Annotated in this window: 23 protein-coding genes; 17 read left to right on the top strand and 6 right to left on the bottom strand. The window is 64.4% G+C overall.

The features are described from left to right. From rplR to rplQ, 16 genes are all read left to right on the top strand, one after another. A complete protein-coding gene (gene rplR, locus AB0N75_RS01940; RefSeq protein ID WP_127511074.1) occupies nt 1-384 on the top strand; it encodes a 50S ribosomal protein L18 in 384 nt (127 codons plus the stop codon). Next, the gene (gene rpsE, locus AB0N75_RS01945; RefSeq protein WP_364644276.1) at nt 381-1,085 is read left to right on the top strand and encodes a 30S ribosomal protein S5; all 705 of its coding nucleotides are present in this window, start codon (nt 381-383) and stop codon (nt 1,083-1,085) included. Before rplR ends, rpsE begins: the two co-directional genes overlap by 4 nt. Next, nucleotides 1,085-1,297, top strand: a complete 213-nt coding sequence (gene rpmD, locus AB0N75_RS01950) for a 50S ribosomal protein L30 (RefSeq protein WP_127511076.1) — start codon at nt 1,085-1,087, stop codon at nt 1,295-1,297. The genes rpsE and rpmD overlap by 1 nt, the downstream gene beginning before the upstream one ends. A 2-nt stretch (nt 1,298-1,299) precedes the next feature. After that, a complete protein-coding gene (gene rplO, locus AB0N75_RS01955) occupies nt 1,300-1,755 on the top strand; it encodes a 50S ribosomal protein L15 (protein ID WP_127511077.1) in 456 nt (151 codons plus the stop codon). 196 nt (nt 1,756-1,951) lie between these two features. Continuing rightward, nucleotides 1,952-3,265, top strand: a complete 1,314-nt coding sequence (secY, locus tag AB0N75_RS01960; RefSeq protein WP_364644279.1) for a preprotein translocase subunit SecY — start codon at nt 1,952-1,954, stop codon at nt 3,263-3,265. Beyond that, nucleotides 3,262-3,837 carry an adenylate kinase gene (locus tag AB0N75_RS01965; RefSeq protein ID WP_364644282.1) on the top strand — a complete coding sequence of 192 codons (576 nt, stop codon included), beginning with the start codon at nt 3,262-3,264 and terminating at the stop codon, nt 3,835-3,837. Before secY ends, AB0N75_RS01965 begins: the two co-directional genes overlap by 4 nt. A 26-nt stretch (nt 3,838-3,863) precedes the next feature. Continuing rightward, nucleotides 3,864-4,691, top strand: a complete 828-nt coding sequence (gene map, locus AB0N75_RS01970; protein ID WP_127511080.1) for a type I methionyl aminopeptidase — start codon at nt 3,864-3,866, stop codon at nt 4,689-4,691. Nucleotides 4,692-4,805: 114 nt separating this feature from the next. After that, complete coding sequence (locus tag AB0N75_RS01975) at nt 4,806-5,651, top strand: metal-dependent hydrolase (RefSeq protein ID WP_364644285.1); 846 nt, start codon at nt 4,806-4,808, stop codon at nt 5,649-5,651. Nucleotides 5,652-5,712: 61 nt separating this feature from the next. After that, nucleotides 5,713-5,970 (top strand): hypothetical protein, encoded by a 258-nt coding sequence (locus tag AB0N75_RS01980; protein ID WP_364644288.1) that lies wholly within the window; start codon nt 5,713-5,715, stop codon nt 5,968-5,970. A 117-nt stretch (nt 5,971-6,087) separates the two neighbouring features. After that, on the top strand, nt 6,088-7,122 hold the full coding sequence (locus AB0N75_RS01985; protein WP_364644290.1) for a P1 family peptidase: 1,035 nt from the start codon (nt 6,088-6,090) through the stop codon (nt 7,120-7,122). 258 nt (nt 7,123-7,380) lie between these two features. Continuing rightward, nucleotides 7,381-7,602, top strand: coding sequence for a translation initiation factor IF-1 (gene infA / locus AB0N75_RS01990; protein WP_005267757.1), 222 nt, complete (start codon nt 7,381-7,383; stop codon nt 7,600-7,602). A 74-nt stretch (nt 7,603-7,676) separates the two neighbouring features. Next, complete coding sequence (rpmJ, locus tag AB0N75_RS01995) at nt 7,677-7,790, top strand: 50S ribosomal protein L36 (protein ID WP_005267758.1); 114 nt, start codon at nt 7,677-7,679, stop codon at nt 7,788-7,790. A 159-nt stretch (nt 7,791-7,949) separates the two neighbouring features. Next, the gene (gene rpsM / locus AB0N75_RS02000) at nt 7,950-8,324 is read left to right on the top strand and encodes a 30S ribosomal protein S13 (protein ID WP_127511084.1); all 375 of its coding nucleotides are present in this window, start codon (nt 7,950-7,952) and stop codon (nt 8,322-8,324) included. 46 nt (nt 8,325-8,370) lie between these two features. After that, nucleotides 8,371-8,772, top strand: coding sequence for a 30S ribosomal protein S11 (gene rpsK / locus AB0N75_RS02005; RefSeq protein ID WP_005267760.1), 402 nt, complete (start codon nt 8,371-8,373; stop codon nt 8,770-8,772). Nucleotides 8,773-8,929: 157 nt separating this feature from the next. Next, nucleotides 8,930-9,934, top strand: coding sequence for a DNA-directed RNA polymerase subunit alpha (locus AB0N75_RS02010; protein WP_127511086.1), 1,005 nt, complete (start codon nt 8,930-8,932; stop codon nt 9,932-9,934). A gap of 65 nt (nt 9,935-9,999) precedes the next feature. Then, nucleotides 10,000-10,563: a 50S ribosomal protein L17 gene (gene rplQ / locus AB0N75_RS02015; protein ID WP_364644296.1), complete on the top strand. Its 564-nt coding sequence runs from the start codon at nt 10,000-10,002 to the stop codon at nt 10,561-10,563. Nucleotides 10,564-10,631: 68 nt separating this feature from the next. Here the strand turns inward: rplQ and AB0N75_RS02020 are convergent, their stop codons facing one another. Then, nucleotides 10,632-11,459 carry a cytochrome c oxidase assembly protein gene (locus AB0N75_RS02020; protein WP_364644298.1) on the bottom strand — a complete coding sequence of 276 codons (828 nt, stop codon included), beginning with the start codon at nt 11,457-11,459 and terminating at the stop codon, nt 10,632-10,634. After that, nucleotides 11,456-12,040 carry a DUF2243 domain-containing protein gene (locus tag AB0N75_RS02025; protein WP_364644301.1) on the bottom strand — a complete coding sequence of 195 codons (585 nt, stop codon included), beginning with the start codon at nt 12,038-12,040 and terminating at the stop codon, nt 11,456-11,458. The genes AB0N75_RS02020 and AB0N75_RS02025 overlap by 4 nt, the downstream gene beginning before the upstream one ends. A gap of 177 nt (nt 12,041-12,217) precedes the next feature. On the opposite strand from AB0N75_RS02025, the gene AB0N75_RS02030 reads away from it, so the two are divergent. Then, nucleotides 12,218-13,150 carry a tRNA pseudouridine synthase A gene (locus AB0N75_RS02030; RefSeq protein WP_364644304.1) on the top strand — a complete coding sequence of 311 codons (933 nt, stop codon included), beginning with the start codon at nt 12,218-12,220 and terminating at the stop codon, nt 13,148-13,150. Nucleotides 13,151-13,341: 191 nt separating this feature from the next. Here the strand turns inward: AB0N75_RS02030 and AB0N75_RS02035 are convergent, their stop codons facing one another. The 4 genes from AB0N75_RS02035 to AB0N75_RS02050 are packed head-to-tail and all read right to left on the bottom strand — an operon-like array spanning nt 13,342 to nt 16,575. Continuing rightward, nucleotides 13,342-13,725, bottom strand: a complete 384-nt coding sequence (locus tag AB0N75_RS02035) for a flagellar assembly protein FliW (protein ID WP_364644307.1) — start codon at nt 13,723-13,725, stop codon at nt 13,342-13,344. Beyond that, nucleotides 13,722-14,642 (bottom strand): flagellar hook-associated protein FlgL, encoded by a 921-nt coding sequence (gene flgL, locus AB0N75_RS02040; RefSeq protein WP_364644309.1) that lies wholly within the window; start codon nt 14,640-14,642, stop codon nt 13,722-13,724. The genes AB0N75_RS02035 and flgL overlap by 4 nt, the downstream gene beginning before the upstream one ends. 3 nt (nt 14,643-14,645) lie before the next feature. Continuing rightward, nucleotides 14,646-16,079: a flagellar hook-associated protein FlgK gene (gene flgK / locus AB0N75_RS02045; RefSeq protein ID WP_364644312.1), complete on the bottom strand. Its 1,434-nt coding sequence runs from the start codon at nt 16,077-16,079 to the stop codon at nt 14,646-14,648. Nucleotides 16,080-16,089: 10 nt separating this feature from the next. Then, nucleotides 16,090-16,575 (bottom strand): flagellar protein FlgN, encoded by a 486-nt coding sequence (locus AB0N75_RS02050; RefSeq protein WP_364644315.1) that lies wholly within the window; start codon nt 16,573-16,575, stop codon nt 16,090-16,092. Nucleotides 16,576-16,603: the final 28 nt, after the last annotated feature.

Here is a 16,603-nt window from a genome sequence, read left to right on the forward strand (position 1 = left end):
ATGGCGATCAGCATTAATAAGAAGCGGACCTCGAAGTCCAAGTCCGCAGCACGCGGCCGCCGCCATCTGCGCGTCCGCAAGCGCATCACCGGTACCGCGGTCCGTCCGCGCCTGGTGGTCAACCGTTCCGCACGCCACATCTTTGTCCAGGTTGTCGATGACAGCAAGGGCATCACCGTGGCTTCGGCTTCCACCATGGAAGCCGATCTGCGGGCCCTCGACGGCGACAAGTCCGCCAAGGCAAAGCGCGTCGGCGAGCTCGTGGCTGAGCGTGCCAAGGCTGCCGGTGTTGAGGCCGTGGTCTTCGACCGCGGTGGCAACCGGTACCACGGCCGCATCGCAGCGGTTGCCGACGGCGCACGTGAAGGTGGGCTGGCACTGTGACCGCTGAGAACAACGAAAAGGAAACTCAGGTGACTGAAGCAACTGAGACCGCTGCCGCGGGATCCGCTGAGACCACCGCTGCTTCCGGCCAGGACGACCGCCGCGGCGGACGTCGTGGCGAACGTAGCGGCGGCGGCGACCGTGGTGGCCGCGGACGTGGCCGCGACAACGCACGCGATGCCGAGAAGGACAAGTTCCTTGAGCGCGTCGTCACCATCAACCGCGTGTCCAAGGTCGTCAAGGGCGGCCGCCGCTTTAGCTTCACGGCTCTGGTAGTTGTCGGCGACGGCAACGGCATGGTCGGCGTGGGCTACGGCAAGGCCAAGGAAGTCCCGGCAGCGATCGCCAAGGGCGTGGAAGAGGCCAAGAAGTCCTTCTTCCGCGTGCCGATCATCGCCGGCACCGTTCCGCACCAGGTGCAGGGCGAAGCCGCTGCAGGCGTTGTCATGCTGCGTCCGGCTGCTGCCGGTACCGGTGTGATCGCCGGTGGTCCGGTCCGCGCCGTACTCGAGTGCGCCGGCATCCACGATGTGCTCTCCAAGTCGCTTGGTTCTTCCAACGCGATCAACATCGTGCACGCTACCGTCGACGCGCTGCGTCGCCTGGAAGAGCCCCGCTCCGTGGCAGCCCGCCGTGGCCTGCCGTTGGATGAGGTTGCTCCGGCGATCCTGCTGCGCAACATGCAGAAGGCAGGTGCGTAATGACCACTCCCAAGAATCTGACTCCGTCGGATGCACAGTTGGAAATCACGCAGATCAAGTCCGTCATTGGCGGCAAGCAGAACCAGCGCGACACGCTGCGTTCACTGGGCCTGAAGCGCATCGGACACACCGTTGTCCGTAGCGCCGATGCAGTGACCGTCGGCATGGTCAACACTGTTTCTCACCTGGTGAAGGTTGAGGAGGCGAAGTAAAGATGGCAGAAGAGAACAAGACTCTCAAGGTCCACCACCTGCGTCCTGCCCCCGGTGCCAAGACCGCCAAGACCCGTGTTGGTCGTGGTGAAGGCTCCAAGGGTAAGACCGCCGGTCGCGGTACCAAGGGTACAAAGGCCCGTTACCAGGTCAAGGCTGGCTTTGCCGGCGGCCAGCTGCCGCTGCATATGCGCCTGCCGAAGCTGCGCGGCTTCAAGAACCCGTTCAAGGTGGAATTCCAGGTTGTGAACCTGGACAAGCTCAATGAGCTGTTCCCCGAGGGCGGCGACGTGACCGTGGAGGCCCTCGTGGCCAAGGGTGCGGTTCGCAAGAACCAGCCCGTGAAGGTCCTGGGCACCGGCGACATCACCGTCAAGGTCGATGTGAAGGTTGACGCCTTCTCCGCCAGTGCCGCTGAGAAGATTGCCGCCGCTGGCGGCACCGTGACGGCGCTCTAGCAGCCCGTGCCGGGTGCAATCTATTAGCAGCCCCTGACTGAACTCGTGGCGGCCGGTATATTCCGGTCGCCACGAGTTCAGCCGCTTTAAGGGCAGACGACGTATTCTTAACCCGTTTAATGCGAACGGGCCGAGCCGATAGACTCGGATCTTGTGACTTGCCGCGCAGCGGCATCAGAAACTTTTGGGAGGACGCTTGCTTAGCGCAATTGGCCGGGCATTCCGGACGCCGGACCTGCGGCGCAAGTTGTTGTTCACGCTGGGGATCATGACGGTCTACCGCCTGGGCGTATTCATCCCGGCACCGGGCGTGGACTACGGCAACGTGCAGCAGTGTCTGGCGCTGGGCAATACCAGCGGCGGGCTGTATCAGTTCGTCAATCTGTTCAGCGGCGGCGCGCTGCTGCAGGTGTCCATCTTCGCCCTCGGCATCATGCCGTACATCACCGCCAGCATCATCGTGCAGCTGCTCCGCGTGGTCATCCCGCGTTTCCAGGAACTGCACCAGGAAGGTCCGCAGGGCCAGTCCAAGCTGACGCAGTACACCCGTTACCTCACCATCGCCCTGGGCCTGCTCAACGCTACGACGCTGGTGTCGCTGGCGCGGACCGGAGCCCTGCTGGGCGACTGCCCGGTTCCGATCATCCCCGAGGACAACCTCGTGGAGATCAGCCTGATCATCCTGACCCTGACCGCGGGCACCGGCCTGATCATGTGGATGGGCGAACTGATCACCGAGAAGGGCGTCGGCAACGGCATGTCCTTGCTGATCTTCATCTCGATTGCCGCCGGATTCCCGAGCTCGCTGGGCGAGATCTGGAACACCCAGGGCGTGAACGTCTTCCTCGGCGTGCTGATCGTGGGCCTGCTGACCGTGGCCGCGGTGGTCTTTGTGGAACAGTCGCAGCGGCGCATCCCGGTGCAGTATGCCAAGCGCATGGTGGGACGCCGCACCGTCGGTGGCACCAGCACCTACATCCCGATCAAGGTCAACATGGCCGGCGTCATCCCGGTGATCTTCGCGTCGTCGATGCTGTACCTGCCGTCGCTGATCGCGCAGTTCAACACTCCGACCGACGGCACCACCGCGCCGCCAGAGTGGGTCAACTGGATTAACACCTACCTGGTCAGCGGGGACTCGCCGTTCTACATGGCGGTCTACTTCTCCCTGATCGTCTTCTTCACCTACTTCTACGTGGCCATCACCTTCAACCCGGAGGAAGTCGCAGAGAACATGAAGAAGTACGGCGGCTTCATCCCGGGCATCCGGGCCGGCCGCCCGACCGCGGAGTACCTGCAGTACGTGCTGGCCAGAATCACGCTGCCCGGCGCGCTCTACCTGGGCATCATCTCGCTGATCCCGCTGATCGCACTGGTGCTCATCAACGCAAACCAGAACTTCCCGTTCGGCGGCGTTTCCATCCTCATCATGGTTGGTGTGGGACTGGAGACCGTCAAACAAATCAACGCACAACTACAGCAACGCCACTACGAAGGACTCCTGCGATGACTCAAATGCTCATTATCGGCCCGCCCGGATCCGGCAAGGGCACCCAGGCCTCCCGCATCTCCGACCGGTTGGGCATCGTCGCGATCTCCACCGGAGACATCTTCCGCGCCAACGTCAAGGAAGAGACGCCGCTCGGCGTCGAAGCCAAGAAGTACATCGACAAGGGCGAGTTCGTGCCGGACAGCGTCACCAACAACATGGTGCGTGACCGGTTGAAGCAGCCCGACGCCGCCGACGGCTTCCTGCTGGACGGCTACCCCCGCACCAGCGGCCAGGTGGACGAACTGGACAACATCTTGGCCGAGGCCGACACGCAGCTGGACATCGTCCTGCAGCTGACCGCCGACGACGAGGAACTGGTCAAGCGCCTGCTCGGCCGCGCCGCGCAGGAAGGCCGCAGCGACGACAACGAGGCTGTGATCCGCCGCCGGCTCGCCCTCTACCACGAGGAAACCGCCGTCGTCGTCAACCGCTACGCGGAGCGCGGCATTGTGGCCACCGTCGACGGCATCGGCGACATCGACGAGGTTACCGAGCGCATCATGACCGCGCTCAAGTCCGTCACGGCCTGACAGCCCGAGAGAGTTAGAGACAGCCCATGGCGTTCCGCCAGCCCAGCATCGAATACAAGACCAACGACCAGATCCGCAAAATGCGTACCGCCGGTCTGGTGGTCAGCCGCGCGCTTGACGCTGCGGTTGCCGCCGCCGTTCCCGGTGCTACCACGGCGGACGTGGACGCGGCCTTCGAAGCGGTGCTGGACGAAGCCGGCGCCAAGAGCAACTTCAAGGGCTATCACGGCTTCCCGGCCACGGTCTGCGTGTCCGTCAATGAGGAAGTGGTCCACGGCATCCCCGGCGGCAAGGTGCTCCAGGACGGAGACATCATCTCGGTGGACGGCGGCTGCAGCGTGGACGGCTGGCACGGCGACTCCGCCCGCGGCGTGATCGTAGGCACCGCAGATCCGGAAGACCAGCGGCTCTCCGATGTCACCGAGGAAGCCATGTGGCGGGGGATTGCCGCCCTCGCCAACGGTCACCGCGTGGGCGACATCGGCAACGCCATCGACGACTACGTCTCCTCGGTCCCCGGCAAGCCGCTGGGCATCCTGGAGGACTACGTGGGCCACGGCATCGGCACCGCCATGCACCAGGCTCCGGATGTGCTGAACTACCGGACCAACCACCGCGGGGCGAAGATCCGCCCCGGGCTGTGCCTGGCCATCGAACCGATGTTGGTCCGCGGGGACATCGAGACCAAGGTGCTGGACGACGACTGGACGGTGGTGACCACGGACGGGTCCCGTTCCTGCCAGTGGGAGCACACCGTGGCCGTGCACGACGGCGGCATCTGGGTTCTGACGGCCGAAGACGGGGGAGCGGCGAGGCTGGCCCCGCTGGGGGTTACCCCGGTGCCGCTGGACTAGCTGCCGGCTGCCGGCCCGACTTCATCGCCCGAAGGCCGGTCCCGCTGGATAGATCGTCCAGCCGGACCGGCCTTCGGGCGTTTAAAGACCATCCCCGAAAGGACGTCCCGCACCATGATGGGATCCCACCACGCCCTCTCCGGCGCCGCCGCCTGGATCGCCCTCACCAGCCAGGTGCACGTGCCGCTGGATGCCATCACGACGCCGATGGGCTGGGGCGCGCAGAGCCTCACCTTGGGCTGGGGGCTGCTGGATGTCGGGCCGCTGGGCCTGATCACCGGAGCCATGGTGACTGCAGGCGCCGCGCTGGTGCCGGACGCTGACCACCACAACGCCACCATCGCCCACTCGCTGCCGCCGCTCTCCAATTCGGTCTGCGCCGGCGTGGGGGCGCTGGCCGGCGGGCACCGCAGGGGAACACATTCGTTGATCGGATTGGCCGCTTTCGTGGCCACGGCGTGGGTCGCCGGGCTCTGGACCGTTGAAACCGAATGGTTCGGCACCGTCTATCCGGGCGCGGGCATATTGTGCGTGCTGCTGGTGGCCTTCGCGGCCAAGGCCCTCAAGTTCCTGCCCGACGGGCTGCAGAAGATTCCGTGGGCCGTAGGCCTGTCGATGGCCGCGTTCATCGCCGTGTACGCCCCGGAGCAGCAGAACTGGTTCCCGCTGGCCATGGGCATCGGCGTGGTCATGCACGTGCTCGGGGACATGCTGACCACCGGGGGAGTGAACCTGCTCTGGCCGCTGCGGATCAAGCCTCCCAAGGTCTGGCGCCGGGTCCCGGTACTGAACACCATCTGGCGGCGGAACGGCTACTTCGCCCTGCCGCTGCTGGGAAATGCCGGCTCCGTGCGCGAATGGGCGCTGCTGGTGCCGGTCAGCGCCTACGTCGTCATACTGTTCGTGGGCGCATGCCTTGACGTTGGGCACCAGGGCCTGACGGCGCTCGGCGCCGGCTGACCCCCGCGGCCCTCCGGCCGACAGTACGGGACGTATCGGGAAGAACCAGAGGAGAGACTGCATGAGCCGGAATCCGAAGCGCATCGATGGGAAAGCGGTGGTGCTGGTGGTGGTCGTTGTGGTGCTCTTCGCAACCATTCTGCTCCCGGCAGTGAACGCCGGCTTCGCCCTCATCTCCGGCGCTGCGGCTGGTACCGAGCCGAGTGGGCTGGGCGTTGTCCTGGCCGGGGTCATCGGCGTGCTGACCGCCGCCTTCGCCGGGATCGGTGTGGCCGCATGGCTCCGGCGCCGCCGGCGTCAGCAACGGAACATACCCTGAGCCTTCACCTCCCCGGCTGAAGGCGTCGTCCACCGACCGCGCGGAGTGGCCCGCCCAGACAACACACTGAATGGCCTCATCCTTGCCCGGCTGCTTCTGCCGGGCGAGGATGAGGCCATGACTTCTTCCATCACCGATGTGCCCGGCATCCGCGTGGGCCAGGTCCAAAAAACCGGCGACGGCTGGCTCACCGGCGTCACCGTGGTGCTGCCGCCGCCGGGCAGCGTGGGCGCCGTGGACGTTCGCGGCGGAGGGCCGGCCACGCACGAGACCGACGCGCTGGACCCCACCACCCTGGTGCCGACCGTGGACGCGGTGGTGCTCAGCGGCGGCAGCGCCTTTGGGCTGATCGCCGCGCACGGGGCACAGCGCTGGCTGGAGGAACAAGGACTCGGCTACCGCACGGCGAACGCAGTGGTGCCGATTGTCCCGGCGGCAGCCATCTATGACCTGGGCCGGGGCGGGGACATCACCGCCCGCCCCGATGAGCAGATGGGGTACGACGCCGCTGCCTCCGCGGGCGCGATGCCAGACTTCGGTGCGGTGCCGCGCGGCAACGTCGGCGCCGGCACCGGGGCGGCCCTGGGCTTCCAGCAGTACAAGGGGGGAGTGGGGACCGCCTCGCTGCGGATGAGCGGCGCGAACGAAGGCGTGGTGGTGGGCGCGCTGGCGGTGGTGAACGCCGTCGGCATGCCGTTCCACGGTGCAGGGAGTGGAGCGGAGGGTCTCCACACGGGCGCTGCGCGCCCTGGTCGACCACCGGAGGAGGGCGCTGCGCGCCCTGGTCGACGACCGGAGGGGGCGGATGTGCCCGGGCGGCGGGGGGAGGGTGCTCCGCTGAACACGACTCTCTGTGTCGTGGCGACCAATGCGGTGCTGGACCCGGCCCAAGCCAAGCGGACCGCGTCCGCCGCGCACGCCGGGCTGGCCCGGGCGCTCAGCCCGTCGCACACCTTGATGGACGGGGACGTGGTCTTCACCCTGGCCACTGGGCAGCAGCAGCTGGTCCAGGACGGTCCGATGGATGTCCGGGTGGAACTCCACGTGCTAGCCGCGGATGCGGTCACTGCTGCCATTAGGGACGCGGTGGTGAGCGCCGAACGGGTGGAGGGCTCCGGCGTCGTACTGGAAAAGTACCCGTACCCGGGCTGAGGGATCACGCCGCGGCAGCTCGCTAGCGCATTGCACGCGGCCATCGCGTGCACATGCCCCACCGTTATCCGGATTTAACTTTATCCCGCATCCGGAGTACAGTTGTCTGTTGGTTGTCTCTACTTTCATGCCCATCTTCGGGTGCATGGCGCCCGCGAAAGCCGTTTGGATTCGTACGGCGTCAGTGGGGTGTAGCGGCAAGCAAAACCCAACAACTAGCCACCGCGTCAGCGATGGTTACTGACGTTAGCGGAGGATATGGCTAAGAAAGACGGTGTCATTGAGATTGAAGGCACTGTGCAGGAGGCTCTGCCCAATGCGATGTTCCGCGTTGAGCTGACCAACGGGCACGTTGTGCTGGCTCATATCTCAGGAAAGATGCGTCAGCACTACATCAGGATCCTCCCAGAGGACCGCGTTGTGGTGGAACTCAGCCCGTACGACCTCTCACGGGGCCGTATCGTCTACCGCTACAAGTAAAGACTTATGCCGCGGGCAACTGCGGGGAACGTAAGTAGTTACGACAGCATCAGCTAACAACGCAAAGGAAAACCATGAAGGTCCAGCCGAGCGTCAAGCGGATTTGTGACAAGTGCCAGGTGATTCGTCGCAAGGGCAACGTCATTGTGATCTGCGAGAACCCGCGCCACAAGCAGCGCCAGGGCTAAGACTCCTGCTTTAGCAGGGGCCGCACGCCCACGCGTAGTAACTCAATAAAGGCAGCGCAGCAGGGCAACCTGCATACCCCCGGCACGGAGGCCGGGGACCCGAGGTATTCGGGGATGTGCTGCTTCAGACCTCCGGATACAACAAGGAGAACCGCCAATATGGCTCGTCTCGCTGGCGTAGACATTCCCCGCGAAAAGCGGGTAATTATCGCCCTGACTTACATCTACGGCGTGGGCAAGACCCGTGCAGAGCAGGTTATCGCGGAGACCGGCATCAGCCCGGACACCCGTGTCAAGGACCTCACCGACGCTGAGCTCGTTCAGCTGCGTGACTTCATCGAGGGCAACTACAAGGTTGAAGGCGACCTCCGCCGCGAAGTTGCAGCCGACATCCGCCGCAAGGTTGAAATCGGCAGCTACGAAGGCATCCGCCACCGCCGCGGCCTGCCCGTCCGCGGACAGCGCACCAAGACCAACGCCCGTACCCGCAAGGGCCCGAAGCGTACCGTCGCCGGTAAGAAGAAGACCCGCTAATTTCCAGCCGGTCAGCTAGCTACCAACCAACTTTGTAGGAGAAGAAATGCCCCCCAAGACTCGTGGAGCGGTCCGCAAGCCGCGTCGCAAGGACAAAAAGAACATCGCGCTGGGCCAGGCGCACATCAAGAGCACCTTCAACAACACCATCGTGTCCATCACGGACCCGACCGGTGCCGTCATCTCGTGGGCCTCGGCCGGCGAGGTTGGCTTCAAGGGCTCCCGCAAGTCCACTCCGTTCGCCGCGCAGATGGCTGCCGAATCGGCTGCCAAGCGTGCCCAGGAGCACGGACTGAAGAAGGTCGACGTCTTCGTGAAGGGCCCGGGGTCGGGACGCGAGACCGCCATCCGTTCGCTGCAGGCCGCTGGCCTCGAGGTTGGCTCCATCCAGGACGTCACCCCCAGCGCCCACAACGGATGCCGTCCGCCGAAGCGCCGCCGCGTCTAATCAGCCCAAGGATACTTTTGGCCGCCCAACAGAGTCCTCGCACGTTTGCGGGAGATCCTGTCGGCGGCCGAAAGTTCCATGCTGGAGGCTGACCAGCCGCCCATTTCCACCAATTCGTGCTGCGTCATATAGCGGATGCTCGCTGAAAGGAAACTAAGTGCTCATTGCACAGCGCCCCACCCTTACTGAAGAAGTAGTGGCCGATAACCGGTCCCGGTTCGTCATCGAACCGTTGGAGCCGGGCTTTGGCTACACCCTCGGAAACTCTCTCCGCCGCACGCTGCTGTCCTCGATCCCGGGTGCTGCCGTAACCAGCATCCGCATCGACGGCGTGCTGCATGAGTTCACCACCGTGCCGGGTGTGAAGGAAGATGTCACCGAGATCATCCTGAACATCAAGAACCTGGCCGTCTCCTCCGAGCACGACGAGCCCGTGGTTGCCTACCTGCGCAAGCAGGGACCCGGCGTCGTCACCGCAGCAGACATTGCTCCGCCGGCCGGCGTGGAATTCCACAACCCGGACCTGCACATCGCCACGCTGAACGAGAAGGGCAAGTTCGAACTCGAACTGACCATCGAACGCGGCCGTGGCTACGTGTCGGCAGCCCAGAACAAGTCCGGCGACCAGGAGATCGGCCGCATCCCGGTTGACTCCATCTACTCGCCGGTGCTGAAGGTGACCTTCAAGGTTGAGGCAACCCGTGTTGAGCAGCGCACCGACTTCGACCGCCTGATTGTCGACGTCGAAACCAAGGACTCCATTGCACCGCGCGACGCCGTCGCCTCTGCCGGAACCACCCTGGTTGAACTGTTCGGCCTGGCCCGCGAGCTGAACACCGCCGCCGAAGGCATCGAGATTGGCCCGAGCCCCACGGACGCCGCCCTGGCTGCCGACATGGCCCTGCCGATCGAGGACCTGGAGCTGACGGTCCGTTCCTACAACTGCCTTAAGCGTGAGGGCATCCACTCCGTGGGTGAGCTCGTTGCCCGCTCCGAGGCCGATCTGATGGACATCCGCAACTTCGGTGCCAAGTCCATCGACGAGGTCAAGGCAAAGCTGGTGGAACTGGGTCTGTCGCTGAAGGATTCGCCTCCTGGGTTCGATCTGGCTGCCCGCGCTGCAGCCATCGACGAGGACGAAACCTTCGAGGACGAGCTCTAAATCGCAAGAATTCTGCCGCCTTGGCGCTCGGGAGCGCACAGCGGCACCATTGAGGAGAAAACATAATGCCTACCCCCACTAAGGGTCCGCGCCTCGGAGGCGGTCCTGCCCACGAGCGCCTGATGCTCGCTAACCTGTCCGCCGCGCTCTTCGAGCACAAGCGGATCACCACCACGGTCACCAAGGCCAAGCGTCTGCGCCCGTTCGCAGAGCGCCTGATCACCTTCGCCAAGCGCGGAGACCTGTCCTCGCGCCGCCGCGTGCTGGCCGTGATCAGCAACAAAGGCATCGTCCACGAGCTGTTCACCGACATCGCTCCGGTCATGTCCAACCGCGACGGCGGCTACACCCGCATCACCAAGATCGGCAACCGCAAGGGCGACAACGCCCCCATGGCCGTCATCGAACTGGTGCTGGAGCCCGTATCGCCGAAGCAGGCCGTGGTGAACGAGGCAGAGAAGGCCACTGCCAAGGCTGCCCCGGCTCCGGTCGAGGAAGAGACCGCTTCGGCCGAGTCTGCTGAGTCGCCCGAGTCGGCTCAGTCCGGCGATTCGGCCGAGTCGGCTGATTCCGCGGAGTCCGCTCCGTCGGCCGAGTCCGCTGAGGAAGCCACCGAAGAGAAGAAGTAGTTCTTCACCTTCACCGTCTGAAGCCCGCTGTTCCTGCTCAGGAACGGCGGGCTTCTGCGTGCCCGGGGTTAGTTGATCACGACGGCGGTGCTCGCCTTGGGCGAGCTGCTTGCAGGTTTCCGGACCGGCCTCCATGTGGTGACGAGGGCGAAGGCCAGCAGCAGCCCAGCGACGTCACCGCCGTAGTACATGAGTTCGCCGGCGAGCCGAAGTTCGCCGGACGGTGCGGGGATGGGTGTGAATAGCCCGGCATACAGCAGCTGCGACAGCACGGCATGACCGGCGATGGCCACGCCGAGCACCACCAGCCGCATCGGCACGGAGGGCCTGCGGGGTGCCGGGTCGGGACCGGCGATCACCCAGGCGAAGAGGTAACCGGCAGCCAGGAAGTGCAGATGGATAGCGTGGTGCAGCAGGGGGTTGCCCGTGGCCAGGCTGTACAGCGGCGTGAAGTACAGCGCGGCCAAACCGCCCAGGGTGAGCAGCAGCGCAGTCGCCGGATTGGCAACTAGATGCAGGGGCCGTGAGCGCAGGAGCTTTCCAATTTTCTTGCCGTAGCGGTGCGGTACCGACCTCAACAGCAAGGTCACCGGTGCGCCGAGCACCAGACCGAGGGGCGCATACATGCCGATCAGCAGATGCTGGACCATGTGGACCGGCAGGCCCTCCGGCGGCAGGGGCAGGAGCTGCGGGGTGAGACCCAAGGCCAAGACCAGCGCGCCACCGAGGAAGGATACCGTGCGCCGGCCGCTCCATCCACGGTCCTCCCGGCTCCGCAGCCAGGCCAAGACCAGATAGGCCACACCTACCGCCGCCACGAGCGCCAGTGGGAGCACGCCGTCGAACATTGAAGCGTGGTGTGCAGCGGCCGCATGGCCTGAATGCGCAGGGATCATTCCAGTCCCCTGTCTCCACGGCTGGGCGTCCCGGGACCGTTTCCAGCCCTGGGCTCAGTGAGGTCCACAGTCCAGCCAGAACGTTGCAGCAGCCAGCCGCCGAGCATCAGCAGCGCGCCGAAGACCAGGAAGAGAATATCCGCCACGGTCTGGTACTGGCCGCTGATGACATGGTGGATGGCCAGGACGTGGTGGTCGATGATCCCCTCCACGAGGTTGAACAGTCCCCAGCCGACCAACATCCAGCCCCAGAGTGTCCGTGACGTCCATACCCGTCCACGCGAGGACGTGACGCGCGAATACAGCAGTCCCAGCCCGATCAGCACCGCCAGCCAAGTCACCGTGTGGAACAAGCCGTCCCACAGCGTGTTCATCTGCAGGCCGTGGACTGTGGTTGCGGGGTAGGATCCGACGTCAATGTTGGCAGTGTCCGCGCTCGTGAGCATGTGATGCCACTGCAGAATCTGGTGCAGCAGGATTCCGTCCACGAAACCGCCCAGCCCAACCCCCAGAACGATGCCGGGCAGGGCGATCCTGCGGTTGTGATCCGTGGACGTCCCGGCTCCAGTGCTTCCAGCCATGGCTCCTCCCAACTTCGGCAGTCCCGCCCGCGGCACGGGCACTGTTCCCAGCAACATAGACCGGATGGCCCCGGGCGTCGACAGTCAATGGATCGCTGCACCTGTGGTCGCCTGCAAACTCTTCCGGACGTGCTTCAGCTTCCGGATACTGCGTATGGCTCCCGTAGCATTGAAGCCATGCACCTGAACACCTCCGCCGTCCCTGACCGGGGCGGCGATCTTTTGCGCGTCCGGATGGATGTGGCGTACGACGGCGGCCCGTTCAGCGGGTGGGCAATGCAGCCAGGCAGGCTGACCGTCCAGGGGGCCATTGAGGAAGCGCTAGAGACGATGATCCGCCGGCCGGTCCGTCTCACCGTCGCTGGCCGCACCGACGCCGGCGTACACGCCCGTGGGCAGGTGGTGCATTTCGACCTGACAGCAGGGGAGTGGGACGGACTCGCCCGCGGCCAGGAGATAGACCCCGGTCTCGCTCTGGTACGGAGGCTGCGCGGCGTGCTGGCCAAGGTGCTGGGCGGCCGCGTGGGCGCACCGGTGCCCTACCGGGACCTCGCCGGGGCTATTGAGGTCAGGCGGGCGGTCATTGCCCCGGCGGGCTTTGACGCCCGGTTCTCGGCCTTGTGGCGCCGCTACAGCTACCGGATTGCTGACGACGCGGAGCTCTGGGATCCGCTCTCCCGTAACACCACGCTCTGGCACAAAAAGGCTCTCGGCGTCGACCTGCTGAACGAGGCCGCCGCCAAACTCCTAGGCATCGGCGACTTCCTGGCCTTCTGCAAGCCGCGCGAAGGCGCCACCACTATCCGGGAACTGCAGAAGTTTGAATTCAAGCGCGATGCCGACGGCGTGGTGGTCGCGGCGGTGCAAGCCGACGCGTTCTGCCACAACATGGTCCGTTCCCTGATCGGAGCTTCGCTGATGGTCGGCACCGGCGAGCATCCGGCGGAATGGCTGCGGGACCGGATGCTGGCAAAGGTCCGCGATTCGAAGACCAAGCTGGCCCCGCCGCATCCGCTGGTGCTGGAAGAAGTCCTCTATCCCGACGGTGGCGAACTGCTTCGCCGCGCCGAGCAAACCAGGGCCAAGCGCTCGGACCCTGACGAGGGCTGAGGTGGATTGCTTCCGGCGGTTCCCCCATGAGCCGCCGGAAGCCATTCAACGGGTGTAATCCCGGATCCCCCTGCACGTCCGTTGGACCGTGCTGGATAAAGCTTGCACGGCAAATGCGTAAAGCTCAATAGTTTGAGACGTCTGACTTCTCCCACCACTATGCGGGTAGGCAGCAGAAGACACAGCTGTTGCTAGGCTGCCTTCGGCGTCAGTTCTGCACGGAGCGGCCAGTCCTGGCCCTCCAAGATGACCTGGGCGCTGAGGCCGGTGTGGACGTTGACCACGATCGGAGCCATCAGGTTCACGGTAGTGCCGGCTTCGGCCGGGTTGGCGACGACCAGCACCATGGCGTCCTCGGAGGCGTTGAGGTCCAACGCGGCTCGGTCGTCGTCGGAAATCACGGGCGTGTACTGGTTCAGGTAAGTCGCGGCGTCCAGTACGAACAGCCGCTTGGCAGGTTCGGCCACCGGTTGCAAAGAATACAAGCCGGCCGCGCCATCGATCTCGTCCAAGGTGAAGTTCACCAGCGGAGCCAGGCCCGGGGGAGGAGCAACAAAGGTCAGCGAAGCGCTCATCGCAGGAAGTCCATCAGCGTCGGCTGCAGCACGCGGGCAGTGACCTGCAGGGCGGCCTGATAGGCCACTTCCTGCATCTTGAGGTCCAGGACCACCTTGCCGATGTCGGGATCCTCGATCCCGGAGCGGCGGGCTTCCAGCGAAACTGCTTCGTCCAAGTTCGTCTCCTGGGCTTTCATGATCTGGGCATGGCGGGTGCCGACCTCGGCGCGGCCGTTGATCACGGCATTGAGTCGGGAATCTATAGAGTTCAGATCAGCACTGATATCTCCAGTGCCATTGAGCTTCGCGACCATTGAATCCAACAGCGCGAATACCGAGGTGTCTCCGGAAGCGTCTTCGCCGAAGATTTTGGCGGCGTCGACATCCACCCGCACTGTTTGGCCCTCTGCGGCCCCGATACGACGTTCCACGCCGCTCGTTCCTGGGGCCATAAGTGTGTATTCGGTGGACCCACCCGCGGTGACGGTATCGGTGAAAACTTTTTGGGCGTCGGAGTTCCCGGCGAAGACGCTGCGGCCCAGATATTTCGTTTGCGTCGCATCAAGGAGGCTTTCCTTGATGCTTGCGAGCTCAAGGCCGATCGCTTCACGTGCCGTCTGGGACAGAGAGCTGTTGGACGCCTGGATGGTCAGATCACGGGCCTTGTTCAATAGACCAGTGACTGTGCCCAAGGCCGAATCGATCGTGGTGAGCCAGCCGTTGGCGTCGTCGATGTTGCGCTTGTACTGTTCGTTCGCGCGCACGTCTGCCCGGGTGCGCATTGAGTCGGCGGTGCCGACCGGATCATCCGACGGGCGCGCAATGAGCGGTCCGCCGCTTGCCAGCTCCTGCAACTTGGCCATGCGCGCCATGTTGTCCTGCAGGTTGCGCTGCGCAAAGCTGCTCATCGTTTGGTTAGTGACTCGTGAAATCATGGGCTACCTCCCCACCAATCCGGTGCGATTGATCAACGTATCCAGCATTTCATCGATCGCCGTCATGACCCGAGCGGCGCCTTGGTACGCGTGCTGGTAGGACAGCAAGTTCACGTTCTCTTCATCCAAGTCAACAGATGCGTTGGACAGCTGCAGGGTGAAGGCAGACTGTGCGGCAAGGTTGGCGAGATTGGACTGCTGAAGCTCGGTCTTGGCCTCGACGCCGATCCTCGTAACGATGCCCTCCCAGGTTCGGTCGGGAGATTCGGGTCCGACACCCAGCTGAGAGATTTTGTCTGCGATCGAGCCATCCAGGTTGCCTGCCCCGGGAGCGGCAGTCGCGAGTTCAGCAGTTCTCACCGGGATCACTCGTAGCGTGGCTGCGGCATTGGTCGGTTTGCCGGCAGGATCGACGTCGTGAGCGAAGAAGGCCCCAGCGGGATCGCCGGTTGAGGTAGAACCAGTGGAATGAACGGAATTGACAGTTGCAGTCAGCTCAGCAGCAAAACGATTGTATTCATCCGCAGCTTTCTTCAGCGGTCCTTTGTCGGAGTCGCTACCCAAGATGCTGATGGCTCCGGCGAGCTCTCCTCCGCCGAGCACTACTGGAGTGCTGGCGTCTCGAGTTTTCCATTCGAGGACGACGCCTGTCCCGTCGCTAATGTCCCGGGCAGAGCCCTCGGAGACCTTGATGCTGTGGGCGCTTGAGCCCGCGACAAGTGCATTACCGCCGATCAGCACATCCACCTGCCCGTCGCTGCTCTGGCGAACGGTGGCCCCAGTCAACGACGCCAGTTCCGTCGTCAGCAGGTTGCGCTGGTCGATCAATTCGTTCGCCGAACCACCATTGGCGACAGCGAAGCGAATCTTCTCGTTCAGACCTGCAACCTGGGCGGCTGCGCTGTTGACTTGGCTGGCCATGGTGTCGACATTGGCCCGCACACGCGACCACTGCTCGCGGACTTCCTGGTAACCGCTTTTGATCTGGCCAGCCAGGATGTTGGCTTCCTCCAAGACGACGCTGCCAGCCGCAGGATCGTTAGGACGGTTGGACAGGTCCTGCCAAGAGGCCCAGAATTCCTGGAGCTGTGTGGAGATGCCATTCTTGCCAGGCTCACGGAGGGACGCCTCCAAATCGGACACCGCTGACGCGCGGACCGACGAATACCCGGCAACACCCACGGAGAACCGTACCCGCGTATCCAGATGCATATCGCCCAGTCGCGCGATCGCGTCGACCGATACTCCCTGGCCGATCTGCACTCCGCCGGTCAGCAATCCGGTGCGTTCCAGCGCGCCGATCGACGACGTGCTGATCCGTTGACGGGTGTAGCCCTCGGTGTTGGCATTGGCAATGTTCTGGCCCGCGACGTTCAAGCCCTGGCGGGCGGCCACCAGTCCCGTGTATGCGGTGTTCAGGCCGCTGAAGGTGCTCACTGCGAAAACCTCAGATCGTTGTGTCGAACAGCTGGGATCGGTTACCCGAAACACCTGCCGTTCCGTGGGAGTCGTAGGTCCCGGCGTCGGGATTCAAATTAGCCAGCGTTTCCTGAGTGGAACGGGCCGCGGCGCGAAGGAACTTCTCGTTCACGTCGCGCAGCTCGCGGATCTGCAGGGTCAGCTGCGTCAGTGCCTGCAAGTGACCTTTGAAGATTTCTCCCCAAGGGCCTTCCGGAGCCTGGTCGGTGAGCTCACGCAGCGTGGCACCTTCCTGCATGCCCCACTCTCTGGCCAGTAAAGCCACTTCAACCGTGCGGGCCAGGCCGGCGTCGCGCAGCCGTTCCAGCACCTGTTCCACCTCGCGGGTGGCGTGCTGCAGCCAGCGGGACTTGCCGGCGGTCAGGAGCAACTGCTCCTCCTCGAGTTTGAACACCAACAATTCAAGAAACTCGCGTTCGTGCCACAGCATGGCGGACAGTTCATGGGCTCCCATGGCAGGCACCTCCCCTGGTTGATTTTGC

This window comes from Arthrobacter sp. NPDC089319, from assembly GCF_040684925.1.
In the GTDB taxonomy this organism is placed as follows: domain Bacteria; phylum Actinomycetota; class Actinomycetes; order Actinomycetales; family Micrococcaceae; genus Crystallibacter.